18 protein-coding genes are annotated in these 24,363 nt (G+C 45.1%); 6 read left to right on the top strand and 12 right to left on the bottom strand.

The window, feature by feature from the left end:
* Positions 1-381 precede the first annotated feature (381 nt).
* Both QUA04_RS22245 and QUA04_RS22240 read left to right on the top strand, forming a co-directional pair.
* Positions 382-4,047 carry a caspase family protein gene (locus QUA04_RS22245; RefSeq protein ID WP_333260795.1) on the top strand — a complete coding sequence of 1,222 codons (3,666 nt, stop codon included), beginning with the start codon at positions 382-384 and terminating at the stop codon, positions 4,045-4,047.
* Between the two features lie 14 nt (positions 4,048-4,061).
* Positions 4,062-4,499 (top strand): hypothetical protein, encoded by a 438-nt coding sequence (locus tag QUA04_RS22240; RefSeq protein ID WP_333260791.1) that lies wholly within the window; start codon positions 4,062-4,064, stop codon positions 4,497-4,499.
* A gap of 26 nt (positions 4,500-4,525) precedes the next feature.
* On the opposite strand, the gene QUA04_RS22235 is transcribed toward QUA04_RS22240, so the two are convergent.
* Together QUA04_RS22235 and QUA04_RS22230 are read right to left on the bottom strand one after the other, a co-directional pair.
* A complete protein-coding gene (locus QUA04_RS22235; protein ID WP_333260788.1) occupies positions 4,526-5,005 on the bottom strand; it encodes a hypothetical protein in 480 nt (159 codons plus the stop codon).
* 278 nt (positions 5,006-5,283) lie between these two features.
* On the bottom strand, positions 5,284-5,883 hold the full coding sequence (locus QUA04_RS22230; RefSeq protein WP_333260785.1) for a glyoxalase-like domain protein: 600 nt from the start codon (positions 5,881-5,883) through the stop codon (positions 5,284-5,286).
* Between the two features lie 120 nt (positions 5,884-6,003).
* On the opposite strand from QUA04_RS22230, the gene QUA04_RS22225 reads away from it, so the two are divergent.
* The gene (locus tag QUA04_RS22225) at positions 6,004-6,408 is read left to right on the top strand and encodes a gamma-glutamylcyclotransferase (RefSeq protein WP_333260781.1); all 405 of its coding nucleotides are present in this window, start codon (positions 6,004-6,006) and stop codon (positions 6,406-6,408) included.
* A 20-nt stretch (positions 6,409-6,428) separates the two neighbouring features.
* On the opposite strand, the gene QUA04_RS22220 is transcribed toward QUA04_RS22225, so the two are convergent.
* The 3 genes from QUA04_RS22220 to QUA04_RS22210 form a co-directional block, all read right to left on the bottom strand.
* Complete coding sequence (locus tag QUA04_RS22220) at positions 6,429-7,082, bottom strand: response regulator transcription factor (protein WP_333260778.1); 654 nt, start codon at positions 7,080-7,082, stop codon at positions 6,429-6,431.
* A protein-coding gene (locus tag QUA04_RS22215) for an IS630 family transposase (protein WP_333260776.1) occupies positions 7,064-8,019 on the bottom strand; the annotation gives its coding sequence in 2 pieces (ribosomal slippage) (positions 7,064-7,701 and positions 7,701-8,019; 957 coding nt in all). Before QUA04_RS22215 ends, QUA04_RS22220 begins: the two co-directional genes overlap by 19 nt.
* Before the next feature lie 386 nt (positions 8,020-8,405).
* Positions 8,406-8,978: an ATP-binding protein gene (locus QUA04_RS22210; protein WP_333260772.1), complete on the bottom strand. Its 573-nt coding sequence runs from the start codon at positions 8,976-8,978 to the stop codon at positions 8,406-8,408.
* Between the two features lie 223 nt (positions 8,979-9,201).
* Here QUA04_RS22210 and QUA04_RS22205 point away from each other — a divergent pair, with 223 nt between their 5' ends.
* Positions 9,202-11,607, top strand: coding sequence for an NACHT domain-containing NTPase (locus QUA04_RS22205; RefSeq protein WP_333260770.1), 2,406 nt, complete (start codon positions 9,202-9,204; stop codon positions 11,605-11,607).
* Between the two features lie 168 nt (positions 11,608-11,775).
* On the opposite strand, the gene QUA04_RS22200 is transcribed toward QUA04_RS22205, so the two are convergent.
* The 3 genes from QUA04_RS22200 to QUA04_RS22190 form a co-directional block, all read right to left on the bottom strand.
* Positions 11,776-12,381: a zf-HC2 domain-containing protein gene (locus QUA04_RS22200; RefSeq protein ID WP_333260767.1), complete on the bottom strand. Its 606-nt coding sequence runs from the start codon at positions 12,379-12,381 to the stop codon at positions 11,776-11,778.
* Positions 12,382-12,521: 140 nt separating this feature from the next.
* The gene (locus QUA04_RS22195; RefSeq protein ID WP_333127308.1) at positions 12,522-13,181 is read right to left on the bottom strand and encodes a sigma-70 family RNA polymerase sigma factor; all 660 of its coding nucleotides are present in this window, start codon (positions 13,179-13,181) and stop codon (positions 12,522-12,524) included.
* Between the two features lie 114 nt (positions 13,182-13,295).
* Positions 13,296-13,787 carry a molybdenum cofactor biosynthesis protein MoaE gene (locus tag QUA04_RS22190; protein ID WP_333260798.1) on the bottom strand — a complete coding sequence of 164 codons (492 nt, stop codon included), beginning with the start codon at positions 13,785-13,787 and terminating at the stop codon, positions 13,296-13,298.
* 637 nt (positions 13,788-14,424) lie between these two features.
* On the opposite strand from QUA04_RS22190, the gene QUA04_RS22185 reads away from it, so the two are divergent.
* Positions 14,425-14,817, top strand: a complete 393-nt coding sequence (locus QUA04_RS22185; protein ID WP_333260764.1) for an SH3 domain-containing protein — start codon at positions 14,425-14,427, stop codon at positions 14,815-14,817.
* 137 nt (positions 14,818-14,954) lie between these two features.
* Here QUA04_RS22185 and QUA04_RS22180 read toward each other — a convergent pair whose 3' ends face one another.
* Positions 14,955-15,935: an aspartate carbamoyltransferase catalytic subunit gene (locus tag QUA04_RS22180; protein ID WP_333260761.1), complete on the bottom strand. Its 981-nt coding sequence runs from the start codon at positions 15,933-15,935 to the stop codon at positions 14,955-14,957.
* A 653-nt stretch (positions 15,936-16,588) separates the two neighbouring features.
* On the opposite strand from QUA04_RS22180, the gene QUA04_RS22175 reads away from it, so the two are divergent.
* Complete coding sequence (locus tag QUA04_RS22175; RefSeq protein ID WP_006631282.1) at positions 16,589-16,807, top strand: DUF4327 family protein; 219 nt, start codon at positions 16,589-16,591, stop codon at positions 16,805-16,807.
* Between the two features lie 171 nt (positions 16,808-16,978).
* Here QUA04_RS22175 and QUA04_RS22170 read toward each other — a convergent pair whose 3' ends face one another.
* From QUA04_RS22170 to QUA04_RS22160, 3 genes are all read right to left on the bottom strand, one after another.
* On the bottom strand, positions 16,979-18,220 hold the full coding sequence (locus QUA04_RS22170; protein ID WP_333260758.1) for a protein kinase domain-containing protein: 1,242 nt from the start codon (positions 18,218-18,220) through the stop codon (positions 16,979-16,981).
* 809 nt (positions 18,221-19,029) lie between these two features.
* Positions 19,030-21,447, bottom strand: coding sequence for a serine/threonine phosphatase (locus QUA04_RS22165; RefSeq protein ID WP_333260755.1), 2,418 nt, complete (start codon positions 21,445-21,447; stop codon positions 19,030-19,032).
* 235 nt (positions 21,448-21,682) lie between these two features.
* Positions 21,683-24,238, bottom strand: coding sequence for a DHH family phosphoesterase (locus tag QUA04_RS22160; RefSeq protein WP_333260753.1), 2,556 nt, complete (start codon positions 24,236-24,238; stop codon positions 21,683-21,685).
* Between the last annotated feature and the right edge of the window lie 125 nt (positions 24,239-24,363).

Here is a 24,363-nt window from a genome sequence, read left to right as displayed (position 1 = left end):
GGCAATCGTTTGGGAGTTTTGTGTTTCCGAATCTATCTTCCTTTCCTTCTGCTTGAATATCTGCGGAATGTGGGTTAGAACTACCATCACTTGACCAGGAGGTTGTACCCAGAGGATTTAAACTCTCAAATAATCCGCTAGAAATTTTACTTAAAGCCATCGATAAGGAACAACCGCCAACTAGAAAGTTATCTGTAGCTGCATCTCCCAGCAGGGAGTGGACAACAAAACAGATTACCTTGACAGTTACGAAATAATTAAAGGTATCTCAACAGGGTTAGTTATTCCAGCAAGGATAATGGGCTAATCCTAGCTCCTCTTATTCTTGTTGGATGCGTTTATATCAAAAATTGGAAAAAAGAAAAGTTGACATAGGAACAAATGAAAATGCCATTAGAAAATACAAATTCATCGGAAGACTTGCAAAGTCGGCGTTTAGAAGTAGCGATTCCCACTTCCTACGCAACTTATGTCGATCGCTGGGCGATCGTGGTTGGCATCTCCAAGTACAAAGATAAGAGCCTGAATCTCAAGTATGCCGATCGCGATGCAGAAGAACTGTGCAAGCTACTACAAACTCCTTCGGGTGGCGGTTTTGAAGCAGATCATATTGTCAAGTTAGTTAATGAGGATGCAACCACTGCGAACATCACACGGGCATTACGTAGTTTCTTAAAAAAGCCTGCATCGGAAGATATCGTCTTGATCTATTTCGCTTCTCATGGCGCACCAGATATCGATCGCCCTGAGAATGTTTACCTGCTAACGCACGATACCGATCCTAGAGACATTTCTGGAACGGCACTACCAATGCGAGAGGTTGACCTATCTCTAAGGGACTTGCTGGCAGAACGGGTGATCGTCATTGCAGATACCTGCCACAGTGCGGCGATTGGTGCAGGAATTGGGCGTAGAAGTGCAGAGAACAACTCAGGAGTTGTAAACCGCTACCTGCAAGAGGTCGGGATATCGAAGCCAAGTTTAGCTTTACTGACTTCAGCAGAAGCGAATGAAGTTTCATGGGAGGGTGAGAAGTGGGGAGGAGGTCATGGTGTATTCACCCACTATCTGTTGGAGGGAATGCGAGGAGCCGCAGATTATCAGCCTCAAAATGGAATCGTGACAGTCTGGGAACTGTTTGAGTATGTACGTGAGAAGGTGGAGACAGCTACGGGAAACAAGCAACATCCTTGCATTGGTAGCCAGCCCTACGATCCCAATCTACCCATGGCTATTACAGCCGGAATTTCTGCTCATGAGCATTATGAAATCGGCTGTCAACTCTACCAATTGGGACTTAAGCTCGACGATCGAAGTTGCTTTAAGTCTGCCAGTAATCATCTGCAAGAAGCACTTCGATTATCTCGCATTACTGGAAAGCTGTTTCCAGAAATTTCTCTGCAACTGGGCTTAACCTGGATGGCGCACGGGGATTTAGTAAAGGCAATTGAGGAGTTTGAGAAAGCAACAAAGGCTGATGTCCCTGATGCAGCCTACTATCTTGGCATTGCCTACACGAAGCAAAGTCAACCGGATGGAGCAATACCTGCACTTGAGTTATTTTTAACTCGACAACCTGATGATGATAAAGCTGCTTGGGTTAGTAAGTTAGTTTCATGGTTGCAGCTAGGGATCGGTAAACGCCATGCTCTATTGATTGGAATTAATTATTATAGTCGAAAAATTGAATTCAAAGGGGGTGGTACTCTCAGACCTTTAGATGCTTGCGTGAACGACATTCAAATCTTAAGTGATGTATTGTCGAATCATTATAACTTCAATATTACAATGCTTCGCGACGTTGAAGCTACCTATGAAAACATCCTAAAAGCCTTTCACGATCTTCAGAACCAAGTTCAATTTAATGACAATGTAGTAATTCAGTTCAGTGGGCATGAACTTTTAGGCAATTTATTGGCTTTCGATGTTCAGAGCGATGAAGAAAAAAAATTAACTAATATAATTAGCATCAAAAAGCTACACGAGTTAGTAACATCTATTCCTGCTGCACACAAAATAATCTTCATTGATGCAGTAATCAGTTACGCATTTGCGGAACTCGTTAAACTATTTAAGCAGACCAAAGACTGCACACTTTTTTTAGCAGCTTCTCCAGGGCAGGTCCCCTATGAAGAAAACATTGACGCTCGTCCATATGGCTTTTTCAGCTACACGGTCGCTCAACAGTTAAAGCAAGCTTCAGAAGAGACAAACCAAGTCGATGTCTTTTCAAAGGTCAGAAAGATAGTTGAAGAAAAGTTTCCCAAACAACAACCTTTTTTGGTAGGTAATTATCTTAATAAAAAACTGTTTTCCACAAGATTAGATTATTGTGCTGATATCTTTGATTTAAGTTGGTATAAAAATTATTCTGCATTAACTTCTGATAATTTGAAGGCAGGGTACGAAGATGCGAAAAAAAAGCTAGATGTCCCATTTTATCGACTTCACTATAATGTAGGTCGCGCATTTTTGGAAAAATCCGCCTTTCAACCTGCTATAGCTGCTTTAGAAATTTCTTTGAGCCAAAGTAAGTATAGTGATTCTGGCATACTATTTGAACTGGGTACTGCTCAATTCAAACAGGGACTGTATGCAGATTCATATAAAACATTTCAGCATTATATAACATCGGCAAACTCAACAAAAACATCGGTAAATTCAACAGCAGCTATCACTCAATTTCAGGAATTAATTTCTCAAATGGTAGCTCTCCAAAACCCTCTTTTCTATACTGGATATGCTCTGTTAATTGGAATTAAAGATTACTTAAGCAGCGACATACAAGCTGTTAAAGGAGCAATAAATGATGTCTCTCTTCTGAAAAGTATTTTGATTGATAAATACGGTTTTCAAGCGGAAAATATCAGAGTTTTGTGCGACCAAGATGCTACTTGTCAGACTATTTTAACTGAGTTTAAAGAGTTAGCTAAAAAAGCTGATGAAGCACCGGCTTTATTTTACTTTTCAGGGCATGGATCTTGGAACCATGACAACTTAACAATCCTTGGCGTAGATAGCAGAGAACTTGACGTATTTGATATCGAACTAAATGAGTTGTCGGAAATTGTTAGTAATCGCACCACAAATCTAGTTACAATGATTGATGCGAGTTGGTCAATGTCAACTCAAGGAGGAGAGTATAACTCTCGATCTGTTCCTCCCGATCGACGCCCACATCCAAGTAAACGCGAGATAATTCCTGTTACTTACAATACTACTAAAGAGCGTACAGATAAATTCTTGTCGAATTCTTCTCTAAAAATCGGCCGTCTATCCATATATGCAAATTCTATCCGACATGAAATCTATGAGGGGGCTTTGCAGGTCGAGGCAAATTATCCAGATGACTCTCAAGAATTAATTCACGGTGTACTAACCTACAATTTTATCAAAAGCTTGTCTGAAGACAAAACAGGCACACGCACTTACAATCAATTGATTAAATCTATACCCTTTGAAGCTCAGCCATTTGTTGTAGGAACTAATCTAGACGATCGCCTATTTGAAAATTATGTTCGTTGCAGTTTAGTTAATGAACTTTTACGCAAAATCAAGCAGGAACCTGTAGAACAAACCATCAGCTTTTTGAAAAGACTGATTGAACAACGCAACGGTTTTGATCCAGAAAGCCACCTCAATCTTGGGATTGCCTACTACACGCTTGGAGAATATGACAAAAGTATTGCCTCGGTAGAAGCTGCCTTAAACCAAGTTTCCGAACAAAATTCTGAACAAAATTCTGAACAAAAAAGAAAAGCCCAAGCTTTTCCTGAAGCGCACTACTGGCTGGGAAGAGTGCTCTGTGAAAGCAAGCTCGATCCAGCTTACGCTGTGAAAGAACTTCGTCTTGCAACTCAGAAAGATCCCAAGAATGCAACAGCACACTACTTTTTAGGTCAGGCACTTCTGGCAATGGTTGAACAAAAAATATTAACTGAAGCTGAACAAGCTTTTCAGAGTTATCTTGAAGCAGGTTCTCCATTGGGACAGGAAGAGGAAGTGCAAGAATTTTTGCGATCGTGCAGAGCATCAAAAACTAGTTAACAAGAGGAACAGTAATGTCTCAAAAAATCCCAATGAAAGATATGGTTGTCATCCTTCCCGGAATCTTAGGGAGTGTCCTGCAAAAAGATGGTAAAGACCTCTGGGCCGTTTCGGGTCAGGCAATTTGGCAAGTGTTGGCAGATTCAAATGAAGCCATTCAACACCTCAAATTAGTTCAGGACGATCCGGAAGCTGAAAGCCTCGGAGATGGCATTAGGGCAACTCGACTGGTGGAAGACGCGCATCTGATTCCAGGGTTAGTCAAAATTGATGGCTATACCAAAGTGGCACGCTTAATTACAGATAATATCGTTCAAGAGCGTGGTCAGAATGGTTTAGCCTTTCATCGAGAAATCGAAGCGACTGTGACAGCAAACCTCAAAGATGAAGTATACAAAAATTCGTTTACTAAAGTTCCGATCGATCGTAATTGCGAACCTACTTCGAGATGACTTTATTACTAATCTTTGTCTAAAGCTCAGCTTGCAGGCTTGACTAAACTTTTCTCCCAAGTCTCGCAAATTCCAGTAGCAATGTACTTGGAAACTTTTTTGATAATGAGAGTTGCAAGCAGAGTAGCAACAGCAGGAGCTAACCCAACTCCACTGACTAAAACAGGAGCCAACATCCCAGCCGCTTTGGTATAGTTCTGATTTATTGTTTCATCTAAAATCTTCCGAGTCTCTGCATCGTCTCCGATGGGTTTGCACATAAGTTGGTAAACTAAGGGGTTGACGCGATCGAACCACTGCCGACCAGCATCTAAAAATCTTGGATCGATCGCTGCTCTAGCCGCAACGTTGACATCAATAGATTCCAACGATGCTGGGTCTACCCCTGTTGCTCCACGTCCAGCAACATCATCCCCTATGGCTTGTACGCGAGAGCCTAGCTGAGCTTCCAATACATCATCATCCAGCTCCCACAAACTTGCCACAATGGCTTCAACTTCTGTCATTTCTACTTATCTCCAGGCTTTAGTTAACAAGAGTGTTACTGATTATTCTGGAGATAAAAAAATATCTTCCGAAACCAATCAAGCTAGTTTAACCAAAATATAGTGATATTTCAAAAATCTCAACTATTCTTATCATTTTTTGAGTGAGCGACTATCTCTCTGGAGATGAGCCGTATTCGCGACTAATATCATTCCGGCCCAGCCGGAATGATATTACCCAACAAAAGAAGCCGGGGGTAGCGCACGAGATCGTTTTACATTTAATTAGAACGACCTACTTAATTACTAACCTCAGCCATTTCAATCACCCGGCCGTCATAATCCTTGACCAAAAAATTCAGTGGCTTTTCCCGGCGAATTTTATAACTAATGCCCCGAGTTTGTACCCTCATCAATAGCTGATCCAAACATTCGCGATCGAAACAAACGTGACGCGGGCGATTTTTTTCCCCTACACCGGCTCCGCTAATAATGTGCAGTTGGGTATTTTTCATCAACTGATACCACAAACCCTCGGGACTCCCCATTGTTTGAGAGCTCGTTGCCCTCCCGACATTCGGCGACAAATACAGCGGATCGATACCAGTTGTCCCCAAAGTTTGCTCGTAATTGTAGTAGTAGTGCAGCGGCACTTCTGCTACTGGTAGGTTTAGCATACCTTCATAGAACTCCCTCGCTTGTCCGAGATCCGATACCATCACGGTGTGTACCTTCGGAGCACTGGTGAGAAACATCCACATCGCCCCCGCATAGGCTGCCAGCAGCATTACCATAATCCCTTGAGTCGAAAACAAGCTGTCAAGGGGCAGGAACGGCAAAAAAGAGCTCAAGTACAAAGGTCGAAGTCCAAAAGCAATAAAACTAACTGCTAGAGTCATGAATTATAAGAAAGGGTAAACAACGAAATTTATCAAGATTGCAGTCGCGATCGCCCGCGAGACTTAAACTATTAGCTTAGCCATCTATGTTAGCAAAAACTAGCGGTTAAGCCCTACCCGATGAAAGTCTTTGTCTACGGCACTCTCAAACCCGGGGAGTCCAACTACCTCCGCTACTGCGAAGGAAAAGTTGTGGATGCTTGCCCCGCGATCGCCCGCGGTCAACTTTTTGCGCTGCCGATCGGCTATCCTGCGATGATGGCCGGAGATGGCACAGTCTGCGGTTTTCTCCTCTGTTTCGCAAATTCGGCTATTTTGGACGATTTAGACCGATTGGAAGACTATGATCCGCTGCGGGAACCGACACAAAACGAATATCAGCGACAGGAAATTGAAATCTTCGATCGACACCTCAAACCTTTAGGCACGGCTTGGGCTTACTTCATGTTACCCGATCGCGTTCGTTCCCTAGGAGGCATCTGGCTGCCCGACGGCAGGTGGGAAAATAGGTTTTTCACCAAATAAGGTGGTTAATGCCGATGAGCTTAGTAAATTGCCATTGTAGTGCGCGAGGGTGGCTCGAACCTGTAACCGTAACCCCGAATAGTTTTAATAAACTGCGACCCCGTAGCATCAACTTGAATCATTTTCTTGCGAATCTGAGCGATATGTACGCTAACAAGTTGGTCTTCTCCTGTGTCGTCGCAGTTCCCCCTCCAGATTTTTTCATTTAGCTGTTGGCGACTCCAAGATTGACCGGAATGACTAGCTAAAAAATACAATATCTTAAATTCCAAGGCTGTTAACTTGGTAATGCGATCGTTGAGTGTTGCTTCCCGACGCGCTGAATCGATCGCGAATTGATCGAATACAATACGCGATCGAGTGACAGGCCTTATGCGTCTCAACACAACTTCTATACGAATTGCCAACTCCGCCAAACCAAAAGGTTTGCAGATATAGTCATCAGCACCTGCAGACAGGAATTTAATTTTATCAACTTCGTCTGTGTGGCTGCTTAGCACGATCGCAAAAACATTAGTACGGCGCTGCATTTCCTGGCAGAGGTGATAGCCTGTAGTATCCGGCAAATTCCAATCGAGAACGACTAGCAGTGGCTTTAATTTCTCAAACAATTCTAAAGCCGTCTCGCCATCGGCTGCGGAATCTATAGCCTTTCTCAGAAAGATGAGGTACAATAACAGCAGTGTGTAAACCAGTTAAAAATATTTGATGATGTAACTTGACTGAACGCCCACTCTATGGCTTTGGCTAATTCTTGATAATTAGTAGTCTTGATAGAACGGAGAATAATTTTAAGCTTTGACCAGAGATTCTCAATTGGTGAAAAATCTGGTGAATAAGGAGATAAGTATATTAATTTTGCCCCTTTTTTTTCGATCGCTTTTTTCACTTCTTCTCCCAAGTGAATGGGACAATTATCCATGACTACACAAGCACCTTTCCATAGTTTTGGCACAAGTTTTCTGATAATAAAAGCTTCAAATGTAATTGCATCAGTTGGGCCTATTAGATTAACCGATGTCAAAATTTCCTTGACTGACATTGCTCCAATTATTGAGACATTTTTGCCACGTTTAGTTGGTTTTGGTCCCCTGGCTCTTTGACCTTTCACAGCTCTAGCATATAACCTAACCATTGCTAAATTAACTCCAGATTCGTCAATGAATATTAAGTCTTTCAAACTAATTTCTTTTATTTTTTGCCAGAACTCACATCGCAGGAGTTGAACTCCGTCGGTGCCTTTGTCCGAGGGGAAGAGAGTTTTTTTTTGACAGTAATATCTAAGAGTTTTATCATTCTTGCTATTGTCGCTCTACTAACGGAAAATCCAATTTTTCCATAAAGTAAATAACGAAGTTCTTCAAGAGTAGCATCATTGTTTAATTCAATCAATTCCCCCAATATGAGTAGTTGCTCTGCATTCAGTTTGCTTTTGACTCCACATCGGTGAGTTCGGGGAGTAATGTTTTTTGTTTCACGATATTGTTTAAGCAATTTTTGTACAAAGCTGAGTGCTACAGAAAAACGCTTAGCTATTGCTTTTTGTGAAATCGGTTCAGTATGATAAGTATCAAGGATTTTTTGCCTAAAATCAATCGAATAAGTTTTCATTTTTAACAATGTATGAAGAGGAGTACAAGTAAACGTGTTGTGAGTCAACCAGATCGTGCTGTCAGAAAAATGCTATTATGTGTGCTATCGCTTTCGCGTGGCTTTACTGAACCATATAATTATAGTTCATTCGATGTGTGTTCTCTGTTTGACCCTCATGAATGAGTGTCAGTAACATCATACCTCATCTTTCTGAGAAAGGCTATACTTGATATTTCTGATTTAAAAAACGATGAACTAGATTGCGGATGGATGCGTCATCATCCACAACGAGAATCTTGGGAGTAGTCTCAGTAATCATAACAAAAAACTTTCTTCCTAGCGTCAATTTAAAGCTGGCAATTACAGAACAGCTTTAGTGAAGCGTAAATTCCAGGTCGTTCCAACTAATACAGACTTTTTTGGGGCAATTCTTCTTTCAACTTCGCTTGAATGTCAAAAGGCTCTCCCCAATCCCAAATTTTTACTTCTAGGTGTTCGTTAAATACCCTTATTTCAATCTCTATCGGAGTTTCTAATGGCAGATTTTTGTGAGCGTGGCGAACAGCATTCGTAAACCCTTCAATCACAGCAAGTTTACTCTGATGCAAAACGACTAGGGGAATTGGTAGAGGCTCTAACTGTTCAGCCCAGGATAAAACTTGAGCAACCGCCTTAATATCAGTATTGAGTTGAATGCTAATTTTGTAAAAAGGCTGGTTATAACTTGGCTCGGATTGGGGAAATCGTTGCTTGTGAAACCAGAACTTAAAGCTGGTTAAAACATCTATCGCCCCCTTAAAAAAACCATCTTGAATGCTGTCTTGGGATGGTACTAGACCAGGCTGCTGATAATATTTTACAATGAACAGACAGTTTCGACCTTCAGAAGTGCGGGTATAACTTAGCTCATCGGCAATTTTGCCAATAATTTTTATACCTATCCCACCTGACGGAATTTCCTCTATGTTATCTATCATGGTGCTATCCTTTCTCATCATTTAATGTGTACTTTTTTACCTAAAAAAAACAGTGGCATTCTGAACGATTAAGTTTGCATGATTTATACCTGACTTTTCCCGTATGCCGTGCAGTTGTTGTCCCGATCATTTTCTCTTTTTTGATCTGGTCTTGACAAACTCAGTTTGCGATCGCTAAACTGATCGAAAACTGACATTGACAAATATAAAAGTAAATTATACAATGACCACCCTCAAAGCCTCTGAGGAGGGATTAGTAAAAATTAAGCAAGCTAGAAGAGAAAGGGGCTCGACTATAGAAGACCCCAGATGGCTAGTAGAAGCTAGTCAAAAATTAGAGCCAGATCAAACTTGGACAGAGGCCGGGCCCTATGCCGATGGCCTTTCCCTGCCAACTTGGAGGCGTTTTTTAGGAGGAAGAGAACCCATTAAAGCTAATGCTTTCAAGGCTTTCTGCACGGTTTTGCATTTGGATTGGCAAGAAATTGTCGATCGTCCTCCTTTAGCCTTCCCTTACCAAGGGGGGGTTGGGGGGGTTAGAGATTTTTGCCAACAGCATATTGATTCGGTGGTGGAAGAGATACGGCAAAAATGCCACAGCAAAATCCAACAGCTTTACAGCAAAATGCAACTGTTGGATATTGCACAGCCCGTTGATGTCAGCAACCTCTACGTTGAACTCAACATTTTGGAGGAAATTACCAGTTGGCAGCCGGGAGAAATTAGCGATTTACTCAGAGAGTTCAACCCAGATGCGGATAACTTTAACCGCTTGGGATTAGGTAAAGTATGCCAAAAACGAGTACCAGGATTAGATGCGGTGAAATCTCACTCTAAACTGATGGTACTCGGCAAACCGGGTTCCGGTAAAACTACTTTTTTGAAACACATTGCCATTCAGTGCGATCGCTCTGAATTTGAATCAAACAAAATACCGATTTTTATCTCTCTGAAAACCTTTGCTGAAATCGCTAATCTTGACTTATTAGAATATATCAGCGACGAATTTGCCAGTTGCGGAGTTGAGGCGCGATCGCAAACTGAATTCGTACTCAGTCAAGGCAGAGGCTTGATTTTATTGGACGGCTTAGATGAAGTGCCAGAATCAGATAGCGATGCAGTCGTCAGACAGATTCGTCAGTTTGTCCAAAAGTATTACAACAATCAGTTTATTATTACCTGTCGAATTGCCGCTTCTAAGTACAGATTTCACGACGAAGCCTTTACCTGTGTTGAGGTAGCAGATTTTAATAACAAGCAAATCGCTGCCTTTGCTCGCAATTGGTTTGTGGCTTTTTCCCAGAATATGGAGGTCGGGAAAGCTTTAGCGTCTCAATTTGTAGAGCAGCTAAAAATGAATAAAAATCAGCAAATCCGAGAACTGGCAGTAACGCCTATCTTGTTGAATCTGACTTGTTTAGTATTCCAAGCCCAAGCAGATTTCCCATCTAACCGAGCCAAGTTGTATGAGGAAGGACTGGAAATTATGCTCAGGAAATGGGATGAAACTAGAGGCATTCAACGGGATGAAGTTTATCGAGATTTGAATTTGTGCCGCAAGAAACATTTACTTGCTTTTGTGGCAGCTATTACTTTTGAGCGGGGCGATTACTTTTTTGAAAAAAACACAGTTCAGCAATTGATTGCCGACTATCTCGCTAACTTACCCGATGGCACAACTGACCTCGTTCAGTTGGAGATCCATAGTGAGGTAGTGCTGAAGGCGATCGAGGCACAACATGGCTTATTAGTGGAAAGGGCAAGAGGGATTTATTCGTTTTCTCATCTAACATTCCAAGAGTATTTCACTGCTATAGAAATAGTTAACAATTCTGAGCCACAAGCTTTGGAGAAACTGGTCAGCCACCTGGCAGAGAAGCGTTGGCGAGAAGTCTTGTTGTTAACAGTTGGGAGGTTGCAAAAAGCTGATGACTTGTTACTGTCAATTAAACAGCAGGTTGATGGACTGGTCGCTGATGATGAGCAGTTACAGCAATTCCTACTGTGGGTAAACCAAAAATCCCTTTCTGTTGATTTTCCCTACAAACCTGCGGCAGTGAGATTCTTTTACTTTTCCCTTCTTCCATCCCTTGAGCTTGCTCTTCATCGTAACCCTGAAAGTTTCCTTGACCCAGCCCTTTACCTGGCCGTTAAACATACCTTTGACCCTGCTATTGAAGTTACCCTTGACCTTGTTCTTGACCTTGCCATTTTGCCTGTACTCGACGGTGCTATTGACCCAGCCCTTAGTCTTGCCCACGACATTCTTCTTGTCCCTCTTGTTGAACCTGAACTGATGCAAGCACTGCAAGAACTTAAGAAACAACTACCTCACCCAGATGGTGACAAGGAAATATTTAGGCAATGGTGGCAAGCTAACGGACAAGTTTGGACTAGGGAATTAAGACAAATCATAATTTCCTATCGCAATATAGGTCACGATTGGCAATTTAGCAAACAGCAGAAGTCATTGCTGAGGAAGTATTACGATGCTAATAAATTGCTGGTATATTGCCTCAATAGCGCTTCTAATGTATCTCCTGCTGTGCGGCCAGAAATTGAGGAGACATTGCTCTTACCGATCGCAAATATCCAAAAAATCGGTGACAAGTGCGATCGCCCGCTCTAATTCCACTCGCTACCTACTTGGATATTAAGATGCGATCGCCCCACAATTCGTCATTCAAAGGCAGGAAAGTGTCAAAGGATATATCCCCCTTGAAAAACTGGGAAAAATGGCAAAAGCCCCCTTTTTTTAGGGAGCTTAGCAACTTCAGTTATGCTCAAAACAGAAATCCTACTGCGCCTTTGGCAATGACTTTTGAGGGGTTGCTACACCAACTTTGGGAATATCCATGATAGGTGCATTCACCCCAAGCATCAAATCGTTGGGATTAACCATCTCCACCAGAGGCTCGTTTAAAGCCATAATCAAACCGTCAGATTCAGCAGGAACGGGCGATCGAGCAAACTGAGGAGCAAACAATTGGCGCCCGCCACCCACACCAGACACCACCGCAATCAACAAAGCTGCGATCGCACCTCCACCCAAAATCCAAGTTTGTTTCGGCTTGCGTTCCACCCGCTGCAAAACCTTCGTCGCCAACTCCTGTGCAGATTGTTCCGCAGCAGGCACCGGCATTGCCTGAAAACTCTGCTGCATCATCAGCAGTCGCGAGTACAAACGTTTCGTAGTGGGGTCATTTGTCAGCCACTCCTCGACTTGCCGGCGTTCTGCCGCCGTCACTTCGCCGTCGAGGTAAGCACTCAGTAATTCAAAGCGATCGCGCATCATAGTAGTTACATTCCCCTGGAGATAATAGTTGTTAGCTTGAGTTTCAGCAAGTGAATCCCCGATACCTTGCTGATTCAGATTTTTATCCGATTCAAAGTTATAATTCATATTTCACACTTGCTTTAATTGGGGGAATCACCCACTCACTATTAGAATGATTTACTGCTTATTTATATTTTAAAAGAGAAGTTTTGATGTGACAGCAAACATCACCAAATCTTCTTGACCCGCCTCTAAAACCACTATTGCTAATTACCATCGAGATATTTTTGCAATTCCAACTGCAATCTTTGGCGAGCTCTAGCAATTCTCGACTTGACAGTTCCCAGAGAAACTCCTGTCATTTCGGCTATTTCCTCATAGGCTAAACCTTCAATTTCTCTTAAAACAATTGTGGTGCGGAAAACTTCCGGCAAATCTGCGATCGCCACCCGCAACTGGTCGTAAAATTCTCTAGTCGTCAAATCTTCATCAGGCCCCGGACTGTCGGCCGGAATTTCCCAATCTACCTCGCCATCTTCCAGAGTACGGGGTACGTCGAGCGACAGCGGAGTTCGCACCCGCTTGCGCTTCCGCAACTCATCGTAAAACAAATTAGTGGCGATGCGGCTCAGCCAGCCCCGAAATTTAACAGGCTCTTGCAAGCGGTTAATATTGCGGTAGACTCGAATCCACACTTCCTGAGCCAAGTCTGCTCGGTCTTGCCAGTCAGGGGCCAAGTGATAAAGAACCCTGTCTACGTGGGACTGATACCGCTTCAACAGTTCTGAAAAGGCAGTGCTCTCAGGTCGATTTCCTTCCTGACAACGCAACACCAAGTCATAATTAGAGAGTTTTTCGGCTGGCAATTGCACTCTTTGAACGGTCGCCACAACCGCAGACCAGGACACGGAAATAAAGTCGCTCATCGGTGGAATTGGCTCATCGAACATTCCACACTTTTTGACGTTAGGAGATCGTAACAAGTTCCCCTCTTCAATCTCAAATCTCAAATCTCAAATCTCAAATCTCAAATCGATTGACTAATGCCCGACCACCTCGCACGCTCCAATACTAACCCAACTGCTAGAACCGTCAGCCCAATGTTCCTTTTTCCAAATCGGTACATTGTGTTTGAGCGTATCTATGGCGTACTGGCAAGCTGCAAAGGCCTCCCCCCGGTGGGGACAACCAACAGCCACCAGTACGCTGATTTCGCCCACCTGCAAGTGTCCGACGCGATGGTGAATGGCGACCCGATTGACATCGGCCCACTGGTGGCGGATTTCAGTAGCAATTTGCTGGAATACTCGCACAGCCATCGGTTCGTAGGCTTGATATTCTAGGGAAACTACAGCTTGACCGTCAGTTTGGTTGCGGACTGTACCGCTCATTATTACCACGGCTCCGTTCGCTGGGTCATCTGTCAAAGCGTATATTTCCTCTACTGACAACGGCGCTAAGGTAATGGCGAAGCTGTCTGATTCATGGCGTTGAGGAATTGTGCCGATCGAAAGTGCAGCGCTAAAGTTCATTGCCAAAGAAGTGGTACTGGATAAGTTAATTGATCTTGACACAAATCAAGTCGCGATGGATTTGTCTTGCATTCTTGTCGGGGACACAGGGAGACTAATTTTTAGACCAATATCGTCGCACGGGCGAGGGTCCGACGCCATTGCCCCGAACTTCTGCACAAGTGCGATCGGCTACAATATGACTCACCAAAACCCAATTAATACCGTGCTTGAAGACGAGCCGGATGCTTTTTCGATCAAATTAACTGCCGATATTGCTGTAGCAACTCAATAAATAAGCACACCCAATAAGTAGTGTCATTCGTAACTCAGTACAAGCAATCTCAAACCCCAAACGATTACGTTCTTCCCTTTTGAATGACACAGTTAAGTTTAATTCGGTCCTCCTACTTAATCCTCGTCGCCCAAATCTTTAGCCGCAGATGTAAACTTTATTTATTTTTTTGTTCCGGAAAGCTACTTAGATGAGATGATATACCTGTGCAGGAGTCAGGAAAATGGGCGACTACTCGCCAAAAGCAAGACCGTAACGCCCTCTTGTGCCTTTTATGAAACAGAAGTTAATGGTTTGGGCTGTTAATTGAGGTTTCGACCTGAGTCTGCACCAACAAATGTTAACAACAATCACGAGGAAACTATGGAAGCACTAGCATTGAGCCACTCTTTTGTTGCTTATGAATCTCCAGAGTCCGAACTCCAGGTCAAGTCGTTAGACCAACTCGGCTTGAAAATTCCTAATTCTGCATGGGTAGGCGTTGCAGGTATGGCAGTAGCTCTATCTGTTCTGGGTACCCCCGGTGAAGCACAGGCAAGTTGCGGCTACCGTCACTGCGGCGGTCACAGCCGTAACAGCTACGCCGAAGTTGCAACCAACGGCGGCCGACTAAATATCCGGCATCGGCCCAGCGAATGTTCTCATGTCATCGGCAAGTTGTACAATGGAGACAATGTGGCATTGACCGGTCGTTACAGAAACGGCTGGGCTCAACTCGAAGGCGGTGGCTGGGTGTCAACCTCCTGGCTCTCCTAACTCTTAACTAGAGCACTTTACATTTCTAGAAAGAGTTTTAATCGTTACCCGGCCATACTGGGTAACGATTATTTTAAAGAGGCGATGGAGATTGAAAATAATCGAATATCCGAAATTCATGACTCACAACTAACAGCCTAAACTTTACCGCCGCCGATCAGATAAAGTAATGCCATCCGCACCGCCACGCCACTGGTAACTTGCTGAGAAATGAGGCTAAACTGGGCATCGTCCATCAAATCCGAACTAATTTCCACCCCACGGTTAACTGGGCCAGGGTGCAACACCTTCACATCCGGCTTGCAGAGTTTGAGTCGATCGCGCGTAATCCCGTACAAAGAATGGTACTCTCGTAAACTCGGCAGCAAATGGTCGCTCATCCGTTCCTTTTGCAGCCGCAAAGTCATCACAAAATCAGCATCGGCCAAAGCAGGTTCAAGCTGCCAGTGCAAAAATAATTTGCCTTCCCTACCATCGCCACACTCAGCAAACAACAGCGGTAGCAAAGTCGGCGGCCCAGCCAAATGAACCTCTGCCCCAGAAGCCGTTAAACTCCAAATATTAGACCTAGCCACCCGCGAATGCAAGATATCTCCCACCACAGCAATTTTTTTGCCCGCTAAAAGTTCCAGCCGCGGACTTTCGGTATCTAACATACAACAGATAGTAAATAAGTCTAGCAAACCTTGCGATGGGTGTTCGTGCTGGCCGTCTCCAGCATTCAGAACGCTGACTCTCGAACCCAAGCGATCCATTTCCGAAGCAATCGTGCTGGGAACTCCAGCTTGTTCGTGCCGGATCACCATCAAATCCGTTCCCATCGCCAGATAAGTCTTAGCCGTATCCAGAATAGTCTCCCCCTTCGTCAGAGAAGAACTTCCCGGGGTAAAATTTAGCGTATCCGCCGACAGCCGCTTCGCCGCCAACTCAAAACTATTGCGAGTCCGGGTAGAAGGTTCAAAAAACAAATTCGCGACCACTTGACCCTGCAGGGCCGGCACTTTCTTCGTGCGGCGGCCGAGCACCTCCCGAAAACTGGCTGCTGTTTGCAGCACCGTATCGTATTCGTCCGAGGTAAAATCAGCCAGAGTGAGAATGTGTCGCCTTGTCCAAGTCATACAATTTTAGATTTTAGATTTTAGATTTTAGATTGACTAAATCAGGACGGACGATGGGTTGGGAACTTGCTTGTACGCCCGCTCTGCTGTCGCCTTTGAATGTTCGATCGACATTTAGGGGAGGCGATCAACAGTATCCAACAATTTTTGATCGCTTTTGCGGTCAGTAGAGTTATAATCAGTTTATGTAGCTCAGACCCCACTCTCACAGCGAACCCAGCGTCGAAGGTGAAACAGGTGTGGTTTACCCGCAGGAAAGCGGAAATTACGCTGTAGCAGCCAAAGCGCAGTAGTTGCAGTTTCTCCTACGCAAACTCAGCCTTGTCAAGAACAAGCCGAACGCAGCCCTTGCATCTACCACTATTTGGAAACAACGATGTGGAAACAATCGAGGCGGCCAACCTCCCACTGTCGATCGACAGCATATAGCGGGACATTTTAAAGATGATTAATTCTTTGAAGTCGGTCTTGACTCTTCAGTCCTGCTTATAGGCCCTTGTCAAAACGAACTCTGTTAAGATACAAGTTGAATATGTAGCTTCCCGACAAAAATCTACACGTATCTTGGCGAGACTGTTCTTGGCGAAACTGCGGTAAAAAGTGAGAGCTGGGAAGTGGTAATTACACAAGATTTAAACAATTCAAGAGGTATTATGAGCCAGCAGGTTATACAGCCGATGGTTAAGTTCCAGCGTCAGGTGCATTCTCTCGTCACGTCTGACATTATCAAGCCCACAGACAGTATTTGGAAAATTGCTCTGCTTTACGGCGACGAATGGCCGTACTGGAAACAGCAATTGCTAGAGTTTGATTTTTCTATGCAAGACCCCGTGAGCGAGTTGATAGCTGTAGAAGCTTGGGACGAAGAATAACAGAGAAGACGGAGGACTGGGGTGTCGGAGAGAAATTTCGAGGCGATGGGTAAATTTTCTTTCATAAATTTCCGTTGCTAGCTTCTTCCCTCTTCGCTCTTCCCTTTGCCTTCTTCCTAATGACTTGTGACTTTTGGCTTTTGGCTTTTGAGTTTTGACTTCTGACTTTTGTTAAAGGGAAGCTGCTAAAGCTCGAGCTAATTGTTGAGCTGTTTGAAAGCGATCCCCAGGCTTAGCTGCCGTGGTTCGCAAAATGGTCTCCCGCAGCTTGGGGGCGATCGTCGGAATATTTTCGAGCTTAAACCCGTAACCTCCAGCTATTTTCCCGTAAAAGTTTTGAGGGCTTTGGGCCGTCAGCAAAAAAATCAAAGTAGGCCCAATAGCATATAAATCCGACTGAGGGAGAGGCTGTCCCCGGTCTTGTTCTGGTGCGGTGTAGCCTTCAACGCCGATGCGAGTCCCTGGAGGAGTGCCGATTTCTTTAACGGCACCAAAATCCAGCACTGTAATGCAATTGTCGCGGTGGCGCACCAGCAAATTAGCAGGTTTAATATCCCGGTGGACGATCGGGGGTTTTTGAGAGTGAATGTAGTCCAAAACCTCACAGGTTTGGATCATCCACTCTATTGCTTGTTGGGGAGCAACAGGCCCGCGGTTATAGATGCGTTTTTCTAAATCCTCGCCGTGGAGCATTTCCATCACCAAGTATTTTTTGCCCCCTTCCACAAAAAAGTCAAAAAACTGAGGAATTCCCGGATGGTGGAGGGCCTTGAGAGTTTTAGCTTCACGTTCAAACAGTTCTTGAGCTTTGACTATTTGAGCCATATCAGCATTCATTTCCTTGAGGACTACCAGAGAAGCTGCGGGGGAACTTCCGGGTTGTTGAGCTTTCGCTTTATCTCGATCCCAGGCTAAAGTCGTTGTCCCCATACCGCCTTGGCCCAAAGTTCGCAGCACTTGGTAGTGACGCACCGTGCGATCGACTTTAATCGGTTCGCCGCAGTGGATGCAGAATAAATTCCCCGGCGGGTTTCCCGCGTGGGTACACCTCGGTGCCACGAGATTGACGGTGGAGTTCGCCTCAATCTTGCCACCTAGTTCAATAGTAACCACTTGGAAATGCAGAATTGGGCCGCCCCGCGCCAACTGGATCAGGGCACCGTCGGATATCCAACCCTGAGACATCAGAATACCGTTAACCAAAGTCCCATTTGTCCCGGAATTGACTAAATACCACTGACTCAACGTGCCGCTATTAACTCTTTGCAATTCCAGATGCTGCCTCGACACTAGAGCATTGGGGATCACAACGTGATTTTCAGGAGAGCGGCCGATGCGAATAATGGATTCGCTCTCGAAACTCCACTGTTGCAGGGGGGTCTGTTTGTCTGGATCTAAAAGAGTCAGCAGCATTTTTGATTGATGTGGTTGAACTCCCTGATGTGGCAGTGAGAGTTGGCGGGAATTTACAGATTAGGGGCGTAGGGCTTTGAAAAATTAGAAATTAAAAATTAATTATGAGCTTCACAGGTGAGTTTCACTAAAACTTTATAATATCCTGATTGTGATTAAAGATTCCATAAACAATTAAGTTATAAATAGTTTTTGGGAAACAATTATCCGTCAAAATTCAGAGGAGTCGATGGCTCATGAAAACACAGTCGATCGATTTAACACTTGAAAATACAAAAACTAGGTAAACTATCGCTAAACTTTTACGTAGATTTGATGTGGCAGGAGGTTGTGATTTACGTCCGACATCATGTAGGGCGGGCTATTCCCGCCTATACCACATTGCCCCGATAGCGATCTGGTATAAAACAGATTTCGCATCAGCCCACCTGCTGCCTCACTTCATTTTAGTTGATTTTTTTTCATTAGACTAACTATTTTTGTAAGTGAAAGCTCTTTCAAATATGATGAATCAACTTACTATCAAGCTACTTTTTTCGGGAGATTCCCTGAACCGATTCTCAAAATTAAAGCTACGGATAAATGGTTTTTCCTCCAAAGCTTTTCTGCAATCGTATGGGTCTGTAATCAGTTTTTGAGCACTCAAACCGAAGCTGTTTTAACACCAGATACCTAAAAACAGAGCGAGCAGTAAAGCCTTGCCCAGAAACGGCAGAAGCTGTTTTTTTTCTCTGCAACAATTGCAGGTTTAACCCAGGCCGTCACGGGGGAAAGACGCCACCTTTGAAAAAGTTGGCAGCATCCAAATTCTAAAATCGAAATGCGCCTACCTGCGCCCGAATGATAATTGCCGTGATATTGTCGTGACCGTTGCGTTTGTTACCCAGTTCAATCAACTGGGCAACTCCCTGGTCGAGATCAGCTTGGGGATTGAACAGGGGTTCAAGAGTGTTCTGCCAGTGAGTTTCCAACAAATCATTATCTGTTAGGCCGTCGGAAGCCAAAATTAATAAGGTATCTTCGCACAAGTCTAAAAACTGCACGTCAGGCTTGAGAAAATTACTGTCTCGCGGGCCGAGGGCTTGAGTTAGTTGATAGGCGTCGGGACGGGCATAAGCAGTTTCAGGGTCAACCCCGCGCTTTATTTCGCGCTGGCCTACTTCGTGGTCTGAGGTGATTTTTTCTAGGGTTTGTCCCTTTCTCAGTCGGTAGAGGCGGCTGTCGCCGACGTGGGCAACGGCGAATTGGGTGTCTTGAACTAAGACTGCGACTAGAGTTGTACCCATGCGGGCGCTGCCGGAGCGTCCGTCCTTTTGATTGATTTCAAAGATGGCTTTGTTGGCTAGCAGCACTCCCTCGCGGATGGTGTCTGCCGGAGGTAGTTGATTTTCCCAACTGGTTTGAAAGAATTCTCTGAGGGTTTCAGCCGCTACTTGACTGGCTACTTCTCCGCTGTCGTGTCCGCCCATGCCGTCGCAGAGAATGTAAAGCCCTTTGGTTTGAAAGATGCGACCGAAGGAGCTTTCGAGTTTGTTGAGCTGAGTCCAGATGCTGAAGAAGTCTTCGTTGTGGTCGCGCGTGCGGCCAACATCGGTGAGGCCTGCGTCTTCTAAGCTGTAAATCTGGAGTGGCATGGGCTGGGTTAAGACTTCGCCAACCTCGGGGGGGGACTCGTCGGGGCTGCGGTAATGCCTGCGCGTCGGGGTTGAGCTTGGTGAAGGTGCGGGTTGGAGTTCGAGGGGAACTGTTTCTAGGCGCGATCGCAATTCTTCTATTGTGTTAATCTCGCCTCTGTACATTTGTTGCAGCAGTTCGAGCAATGCGCCAAACTGAGTGCGATGATCGGACTGGCTAAATATCACCTGCCACAGTTGCCCCAAATCTACCAGTTGCAGGTTTGAGCAGGCGGGTTCGGGATAGAGGTATTGCAGCCGCAAAGAAGCCAAGGAAAAGGAAGAGTCGGGGTTGACTCGCAAATTTGTCAGTTCCAACAAGCTTTGCCGACAGCGCCAGGGTTCTAGGGCAGCCCACAGTTCTGTCATTTCGTGCAGCCAGTATAAAATTTGCTGGATGGAAGTTTCGGGTTGATTCCACCGTTCTACCAGCAGCGGCCATTGGGAGCAGTCTTCTAGCAGCAGCACTGCCTGTTCGTTGTCTGACCAGCTATCGTGAATGACTGGCAGGTTTTGAGAGAATTGCCACCGCAGTGCCAGATAAGGTTCAGCTATCCCTTGGCAAAGCTCTGCTAAGGCGGAATTGGTTGAATTTTCTCCGCCTTGGATTGCTGCGGTATAGGGGGATGTTCGTCGGGCGACGCTGGCAGAGTTGGCTGCTAGCATGGCTTTGAGGGGTGACATTTCCAGCGGCTGACAGTCCAATACTGTTACTTCTACTGTGTCGGAGCGTTTTCTCGGCGGCACGGTTTCTAGGAGTTGGTAGCGCTGCTGGGTGTCTAAATAAGCTCCTGCTTGCTGGGAAGGGATTAAATATTCTGAATTGGGGATGGGGAATTCTGGAGATGGAGGGGAGGTGTCAGCTATGTTTGGGCTGTCGGAGTTCTCGGTTGCTTCGGGAATTTGTTTAGGGTGTGGTGCGGTTGTAAAATTGTGATCAGATGGGGTTATTTCGCGCTCTGGTGCTGTATTCGAGCTTGTTTCTGTTGTTTGAAAGGATGCTGGTGCGATCGCCCCCACGGCTACCACAGCGTCACTTTCTGTGCTGCTGAATTCGCCGTCGCTTGGCTGTGGAGAAGTTGATGCGACTGCTATTGGGGGTTCGGCTGGGGTGGTGATTTCTGTTTTAATGGCGTCTGTGATTGGTTCAGCAGAGTTTTGGGGCGATGTAGTTTGTGGAATTATGTCGGGTTTTTGCGGAAACTCGGCTGGGGGTAGGGTTGATTCGTCTGGCTCGACTGCTGGAAAATTCGATCGACCGCAGATAATGGCCCGCCACACTTGACCTGTTGCGACGCCGCAATTCTGACATTCTTTGGCGCTAAAAGCGACTTGGGCACCGCATTCGTGGCAAGGTTTGTAAATTAGGGAATTTCCGCATTGTTGACAAAACTTGTTTGGATTGGGATTTTCAAATTGGCAGCGGGGACAGAGAAGCATAGGGGTTTTAAATTGGAGATGGGCGATCAAGTTTGGCGGTGGGGAGTTTTGGGTTTTGGGCTGTGAGTTAGCAGTTATGAGTTTTGGGCCTGACTCGCAACGGATAACTTTCATTGCCCTATGCCTTATTTTATCGGGATGAATTCAGAACTAAGATATTTCTTAGAACTGAGATGTTGCATCTGTGTCAGGAATAGGCCTCTTAAGCCAGATGCACAAAAATCTCTCTCGCTTCACAGGCCAAAAAGCCCGCCCCACCGGCGGCAGCGAGTGCGGGCCCGACAAGAAAAGTTATCTCATCAGTGGAACGGGCATCCTGCCTATGCTTAACAATGGTGCTAGATATCAGTTAGAAGGGATTTTCTGTAGAATCTTCTTGGAAAACGGTCTCTCGGGCGATCGATTGAATTGTTGAGAGGGGTACTTCACAGAAATATTTCCGCCGGAATTGTTCTTCGGAGACTGCTGCTAGGAATTGCGCTACAAAACGGGCGGCGATAGGGGAATTTGGCACGGAGAATTGGATGGATTGGCTATCTAATAAGGATTTGGGGATTTGCTCGGGTGCGTCTTCCTGCTGTACTGTTTCGGGTTGTCTGGTGATGTGGAAAGCTCGATCGCGATAATTGATTTTGAAACCGAGATATGTTAGGGTCTTGAACCCCAGTTGCAGGGATGTGTCGCTGATGCCGAGTTTTTGGCTTAGTTGCTGTCTGGTGACGGGTTTTTTGGTGCGGCTGAGGTATTTGGCGATGCCGATTAGCTGTTGGCAGATTTGCTGTGGGGCTACGGGTGGGGGTAAAGTATAGGCGATCGCGAGTTTTTTCTGAGTGTGCTGTGCTTGCCGAAACCAGATCCGCAGTTCGTCCCAGCTTGCGGGGCATTGTTTGAGGACGATCGAGTTTTCGCGATCGACCTTTTGGGAATTGTCAACTAGATTGTCGATCGGCGTTGGAGATTCTAAGTTTTTGCTGGCTGCTAACAACTCTTCATCATTATTTGTATGGCGCCAGTCTACGATCCAATCTATTTTAGTCTGGGAATTAATTTGATTGTCTTCCGTGCGTTCTTGCACTGCTACGAGGCGCACTTCATACCGCGATTTGTAAGTATTAAAATCGAGTTCAACCGTAACATCGCAGCGGCTTTGGGGAACTTCGTTTTGATTGTGTCCCCACCAAATGCCGGGAAATCCCGTATCGCTAGATTCGTCCCTAATTATAAATTCTGTTTTGATATATTCTACTTTTTGCCCTTTCAAATCCTTGATTTTTTGATTCCACAGATTGTCAAACCAGCAGTTTTCAATCAGCAATTTGGGTGCGGGGTTGCCCATACCGCAAGGTTCGAGCAATTTTAGTTCTTGAAATAAGTCTTTCCCTAATTCGGAGACAGTAATTTTTAGGTCGGCTTGAACGGGGGCGGCTGTTAGACTATCGGTCCTGTATTGTTGTCGCAGTTGCTGATTTACCGCATCTGTAAATAGGGGGATATTTTCAACTGGGAGACTCAATCCGGCGGCGAAAGGATGACCGCCAAATCTGTGCAATAAATGCGCTTGGTCTTTGACTAATTGGTAAAGGTCGATTTGATTGGCGGAACGCGCTGAACCCCTAGCAATTTTGGATGGGGAAAGTGTTTGTGATTCTGGATCTAAGAAAGAGGTAAATTGCGTTTCCGGGGAATTTTCGTTAATTTCTTCGCTTCCTTCTGTGCTGAATAAAATCACGGGGCGGCCGTATTCTTGGGCGATTTGTCCCGCTACTAATCCTAATACTCCTACCGGCCATTGGGGGTCGCTGAGGACGATGACGCTAGTAGTTGAGAGGTCGAGTTTGGCTAATTTGTGGGCGGCATCTTTGGCAACATCTTTTTGTAAAGATTTACGTCGGGAGTTGGCAATTTCGGTTAAATTTGCTAGTTCTTCGCAGCGTTTTTTGTCGCGGCTGGTTAGGAGTTCTACGCAGAAGCTGGCGTCACCTTGAATGCGGCTGACGGCGTTGATTCGGGGGCCGAGCCCGAAGGAAATGTCGGTTGGGCGATCGCCCGATCTTTTACACAGTTCGAGCAATTTTGCAACTCCTGGGCGCGTGGGATTTGCGATTTGTTTTTGCAGTTGTTGAATGCCGATTTGTGCTAGATAGCGGCTGTCTCCTGTAAGTTGGACTAAATCGGCAATTAAGCCGATCGCTACTAATTCTAATAAATCTGTGAGCGGGCGCTGCGGAATATCTGGTAATGTGTGATACAATGCTTCAACTAATTTGTAAGCTACTCCCACTCCTGAAAGGTTAAATAGTTGGTGGTTTGGGGGAAAGTAGCGGGGATTGATAATGGCTGTAGCTGGCGGGCGATCGTCAGGTAATGTATGATGGTCGGTAATAATTGTATCGATGTTTAAGCTAGTCGCATATTCGATTTCGGCGATATTTGTACTTCCGGTATCGCAGGTAATAATTAAGCTAATTCCCGATTTTGCTAAGGCGTCTATTCCTGGGATATTGAGTCCGTGAGATTCGGTTAAGCGGTTGGGAATGTAATAAGTTAGTTGGTCATTTTGAGCAAAAAATTCTCCCAGCCCGTCCCAAAGTACGGAAGTTGAGGTAATGCCGTCGGCGTCGAAGTCTCCCCAAATTGCGACTTTTTCTGCGCTGTTTCGTGCTTGCTGAATTCTTTCTATCGCCCAGTTCATTTCTAGTCCGAATTCAAAGGGACTTGCTGGTTGGTAAAGTTGGGGATTTAAGAAACCCGGTATTTGTTCGGGGTTTTGAATTCCTCTATACCACAGAAGTGCGGCGGCATAGTTTCCGGGAAGTTCTGGTGCATGGTTTCTGACAGCTTGGCTGATCCAAGCTGGGGGTTGGGGTAAGAGTTGATTTTGCCAGTTTTGAGGGGTTTCTGCCATTCGATTTTAGATTTTAGATTGTCACCACGGATCGAGCCGGGCGCTTATTTGGTAGAAGTTCACGGGGTTAGCGTGGCACAAGAGAAGGAGGAATCCGACCAGAACGAGTACTCAAGACAGATTCA

Source organism: Microcoleus sp. S13_C5, from assembly GCF_036700845.1.
Taxonomy (GTDB): Bacteria; Cyanobacteriota; Cyanobacteriia; order Cyanobacteriales; family Microcoleaceae; genus Microcoleus.
The sequence above is the reverse complement of the archived record's forward strand: the minus strand, read 5'-3'. Positions and strand labels throughout refer to the sequence as shown.

Excerpts from the sequence above, each read along its gene's own strand:
- QUA04_RS22165 (WP_333260755.1), bottom strand. The coding sequence starts at position 21,447 with ATGAAAGTTATCCGTTGCGAGTCAGGCCCAAAACTCATAACTGCTAAC.
- QUA04_RS22240 (WP_333260791.1), top strand. The coding sequence starts at position 4,062 with ATGTCTCAAAAAATCCCAATGAAAGATATGGTTGTCATCCTTCCCGGA.
- QUA04_RS22235 (WP_333260788.1), bottom strand. The coding sequence starts at position 5,005 with ATGACAGAAGTTGAAGCCATTGTGGCAAGTTTGTGGGAGCTGGATGAT.
- QUA04_RS22175 (WP_006631282.1), top strand. The coding sequence starts at position 16,589 with ATGAGCCAGCAGGTTATACAGCCGATGGTTAAGTTCCAGCGTCAGGTG.
- QUA04_RS22180 (WP_333260761.1), bottom strand. The coding sequence starts at position 15,935 with ATGACTTGGACAAGGCGACACATTCTCACTCTGGCTGATTTTACCTCG.
- QUA04_RS22160 (WP_333260753.1), bottom strand. The coding sequence starts at position 24,238 with ATGGCAGAAACCCCTCAAAACTGGCAAAATCAACTCTTACCCCAACCC.
- QUA04_RS22185 (WP_333260764.1), top strand. The coding sequence starts at position 14,425 with ATGGAAGCACTAGCATTGAGCCACTCTTTTGTTGCTTATGAATCTCCA.
- QUA04_RS22205 (WP_333260770.1), top strand. The coding sequence starts at position 9,202 with ATGACCACCCTCAAAGCCTCTGAGGAGGGATTAGTAAAAATTAAGCAA.
- QUA04_RS22190 (WP_333260798.1), bottom strand. The coding sequence starts at position 13,787 with ATGAACTTTAGCGCTGCACTTTCGATCGGCACAATTCCTCAACGCCAT.
- QUA04_RS22195 (WP_333127308.1), bottom strand. The coding sequence starts at position 13,181 with ATGAGCGACTTTATTTCCGTGTCCTGGTCTGCGGTTGTGGCGACCGTT.
- QUA04_RS22245 (WP_333260795.1), top strand. The coding sequence starts at position 382 with ATGAAAATGCCATTAGAAAATACAAATTCATCGGAAGACTTGCAAAGT.
- QUA04_RS22170 (WP_333260758.1), bottom strand. The coding sequence starts at position 18,220 with ATGCTGCTGACTCTTTTAGATCCAGACAAACAGACCCCCCTGCAACAG.
- QUA04_RS22230 (WP_333260785.1), bottom strand. The coding sequence starts at position 5,883 with ATGACTCTAGCAGTTAGTTTTATTGCTTTTGGACTTCGACCTTTGTAC.
- QUA04_RS22200 (WP_333260767.1), bottom strand. The coding sequence starts at position 12,381 with ATGAATTATAACTTTGAATCGGATAAAAATCTGAATCAGCAAGGTATC.
- QUA04_RS22210 (WP_333260772.1), bottom strand. The coding sequence starts at position 8,978 with ATGATAGATAACATAGAGGAAATTCCGTCAGGTGGGATAGGTATAAAA.
- QUA04_RS22225 (WP_333260781.1), top strand. The coding sequence starts at position 6,004 with ATGAAAGTCTTTGTCTACGGCACTCTCAAACCCGGGGAGTCCAACTAC.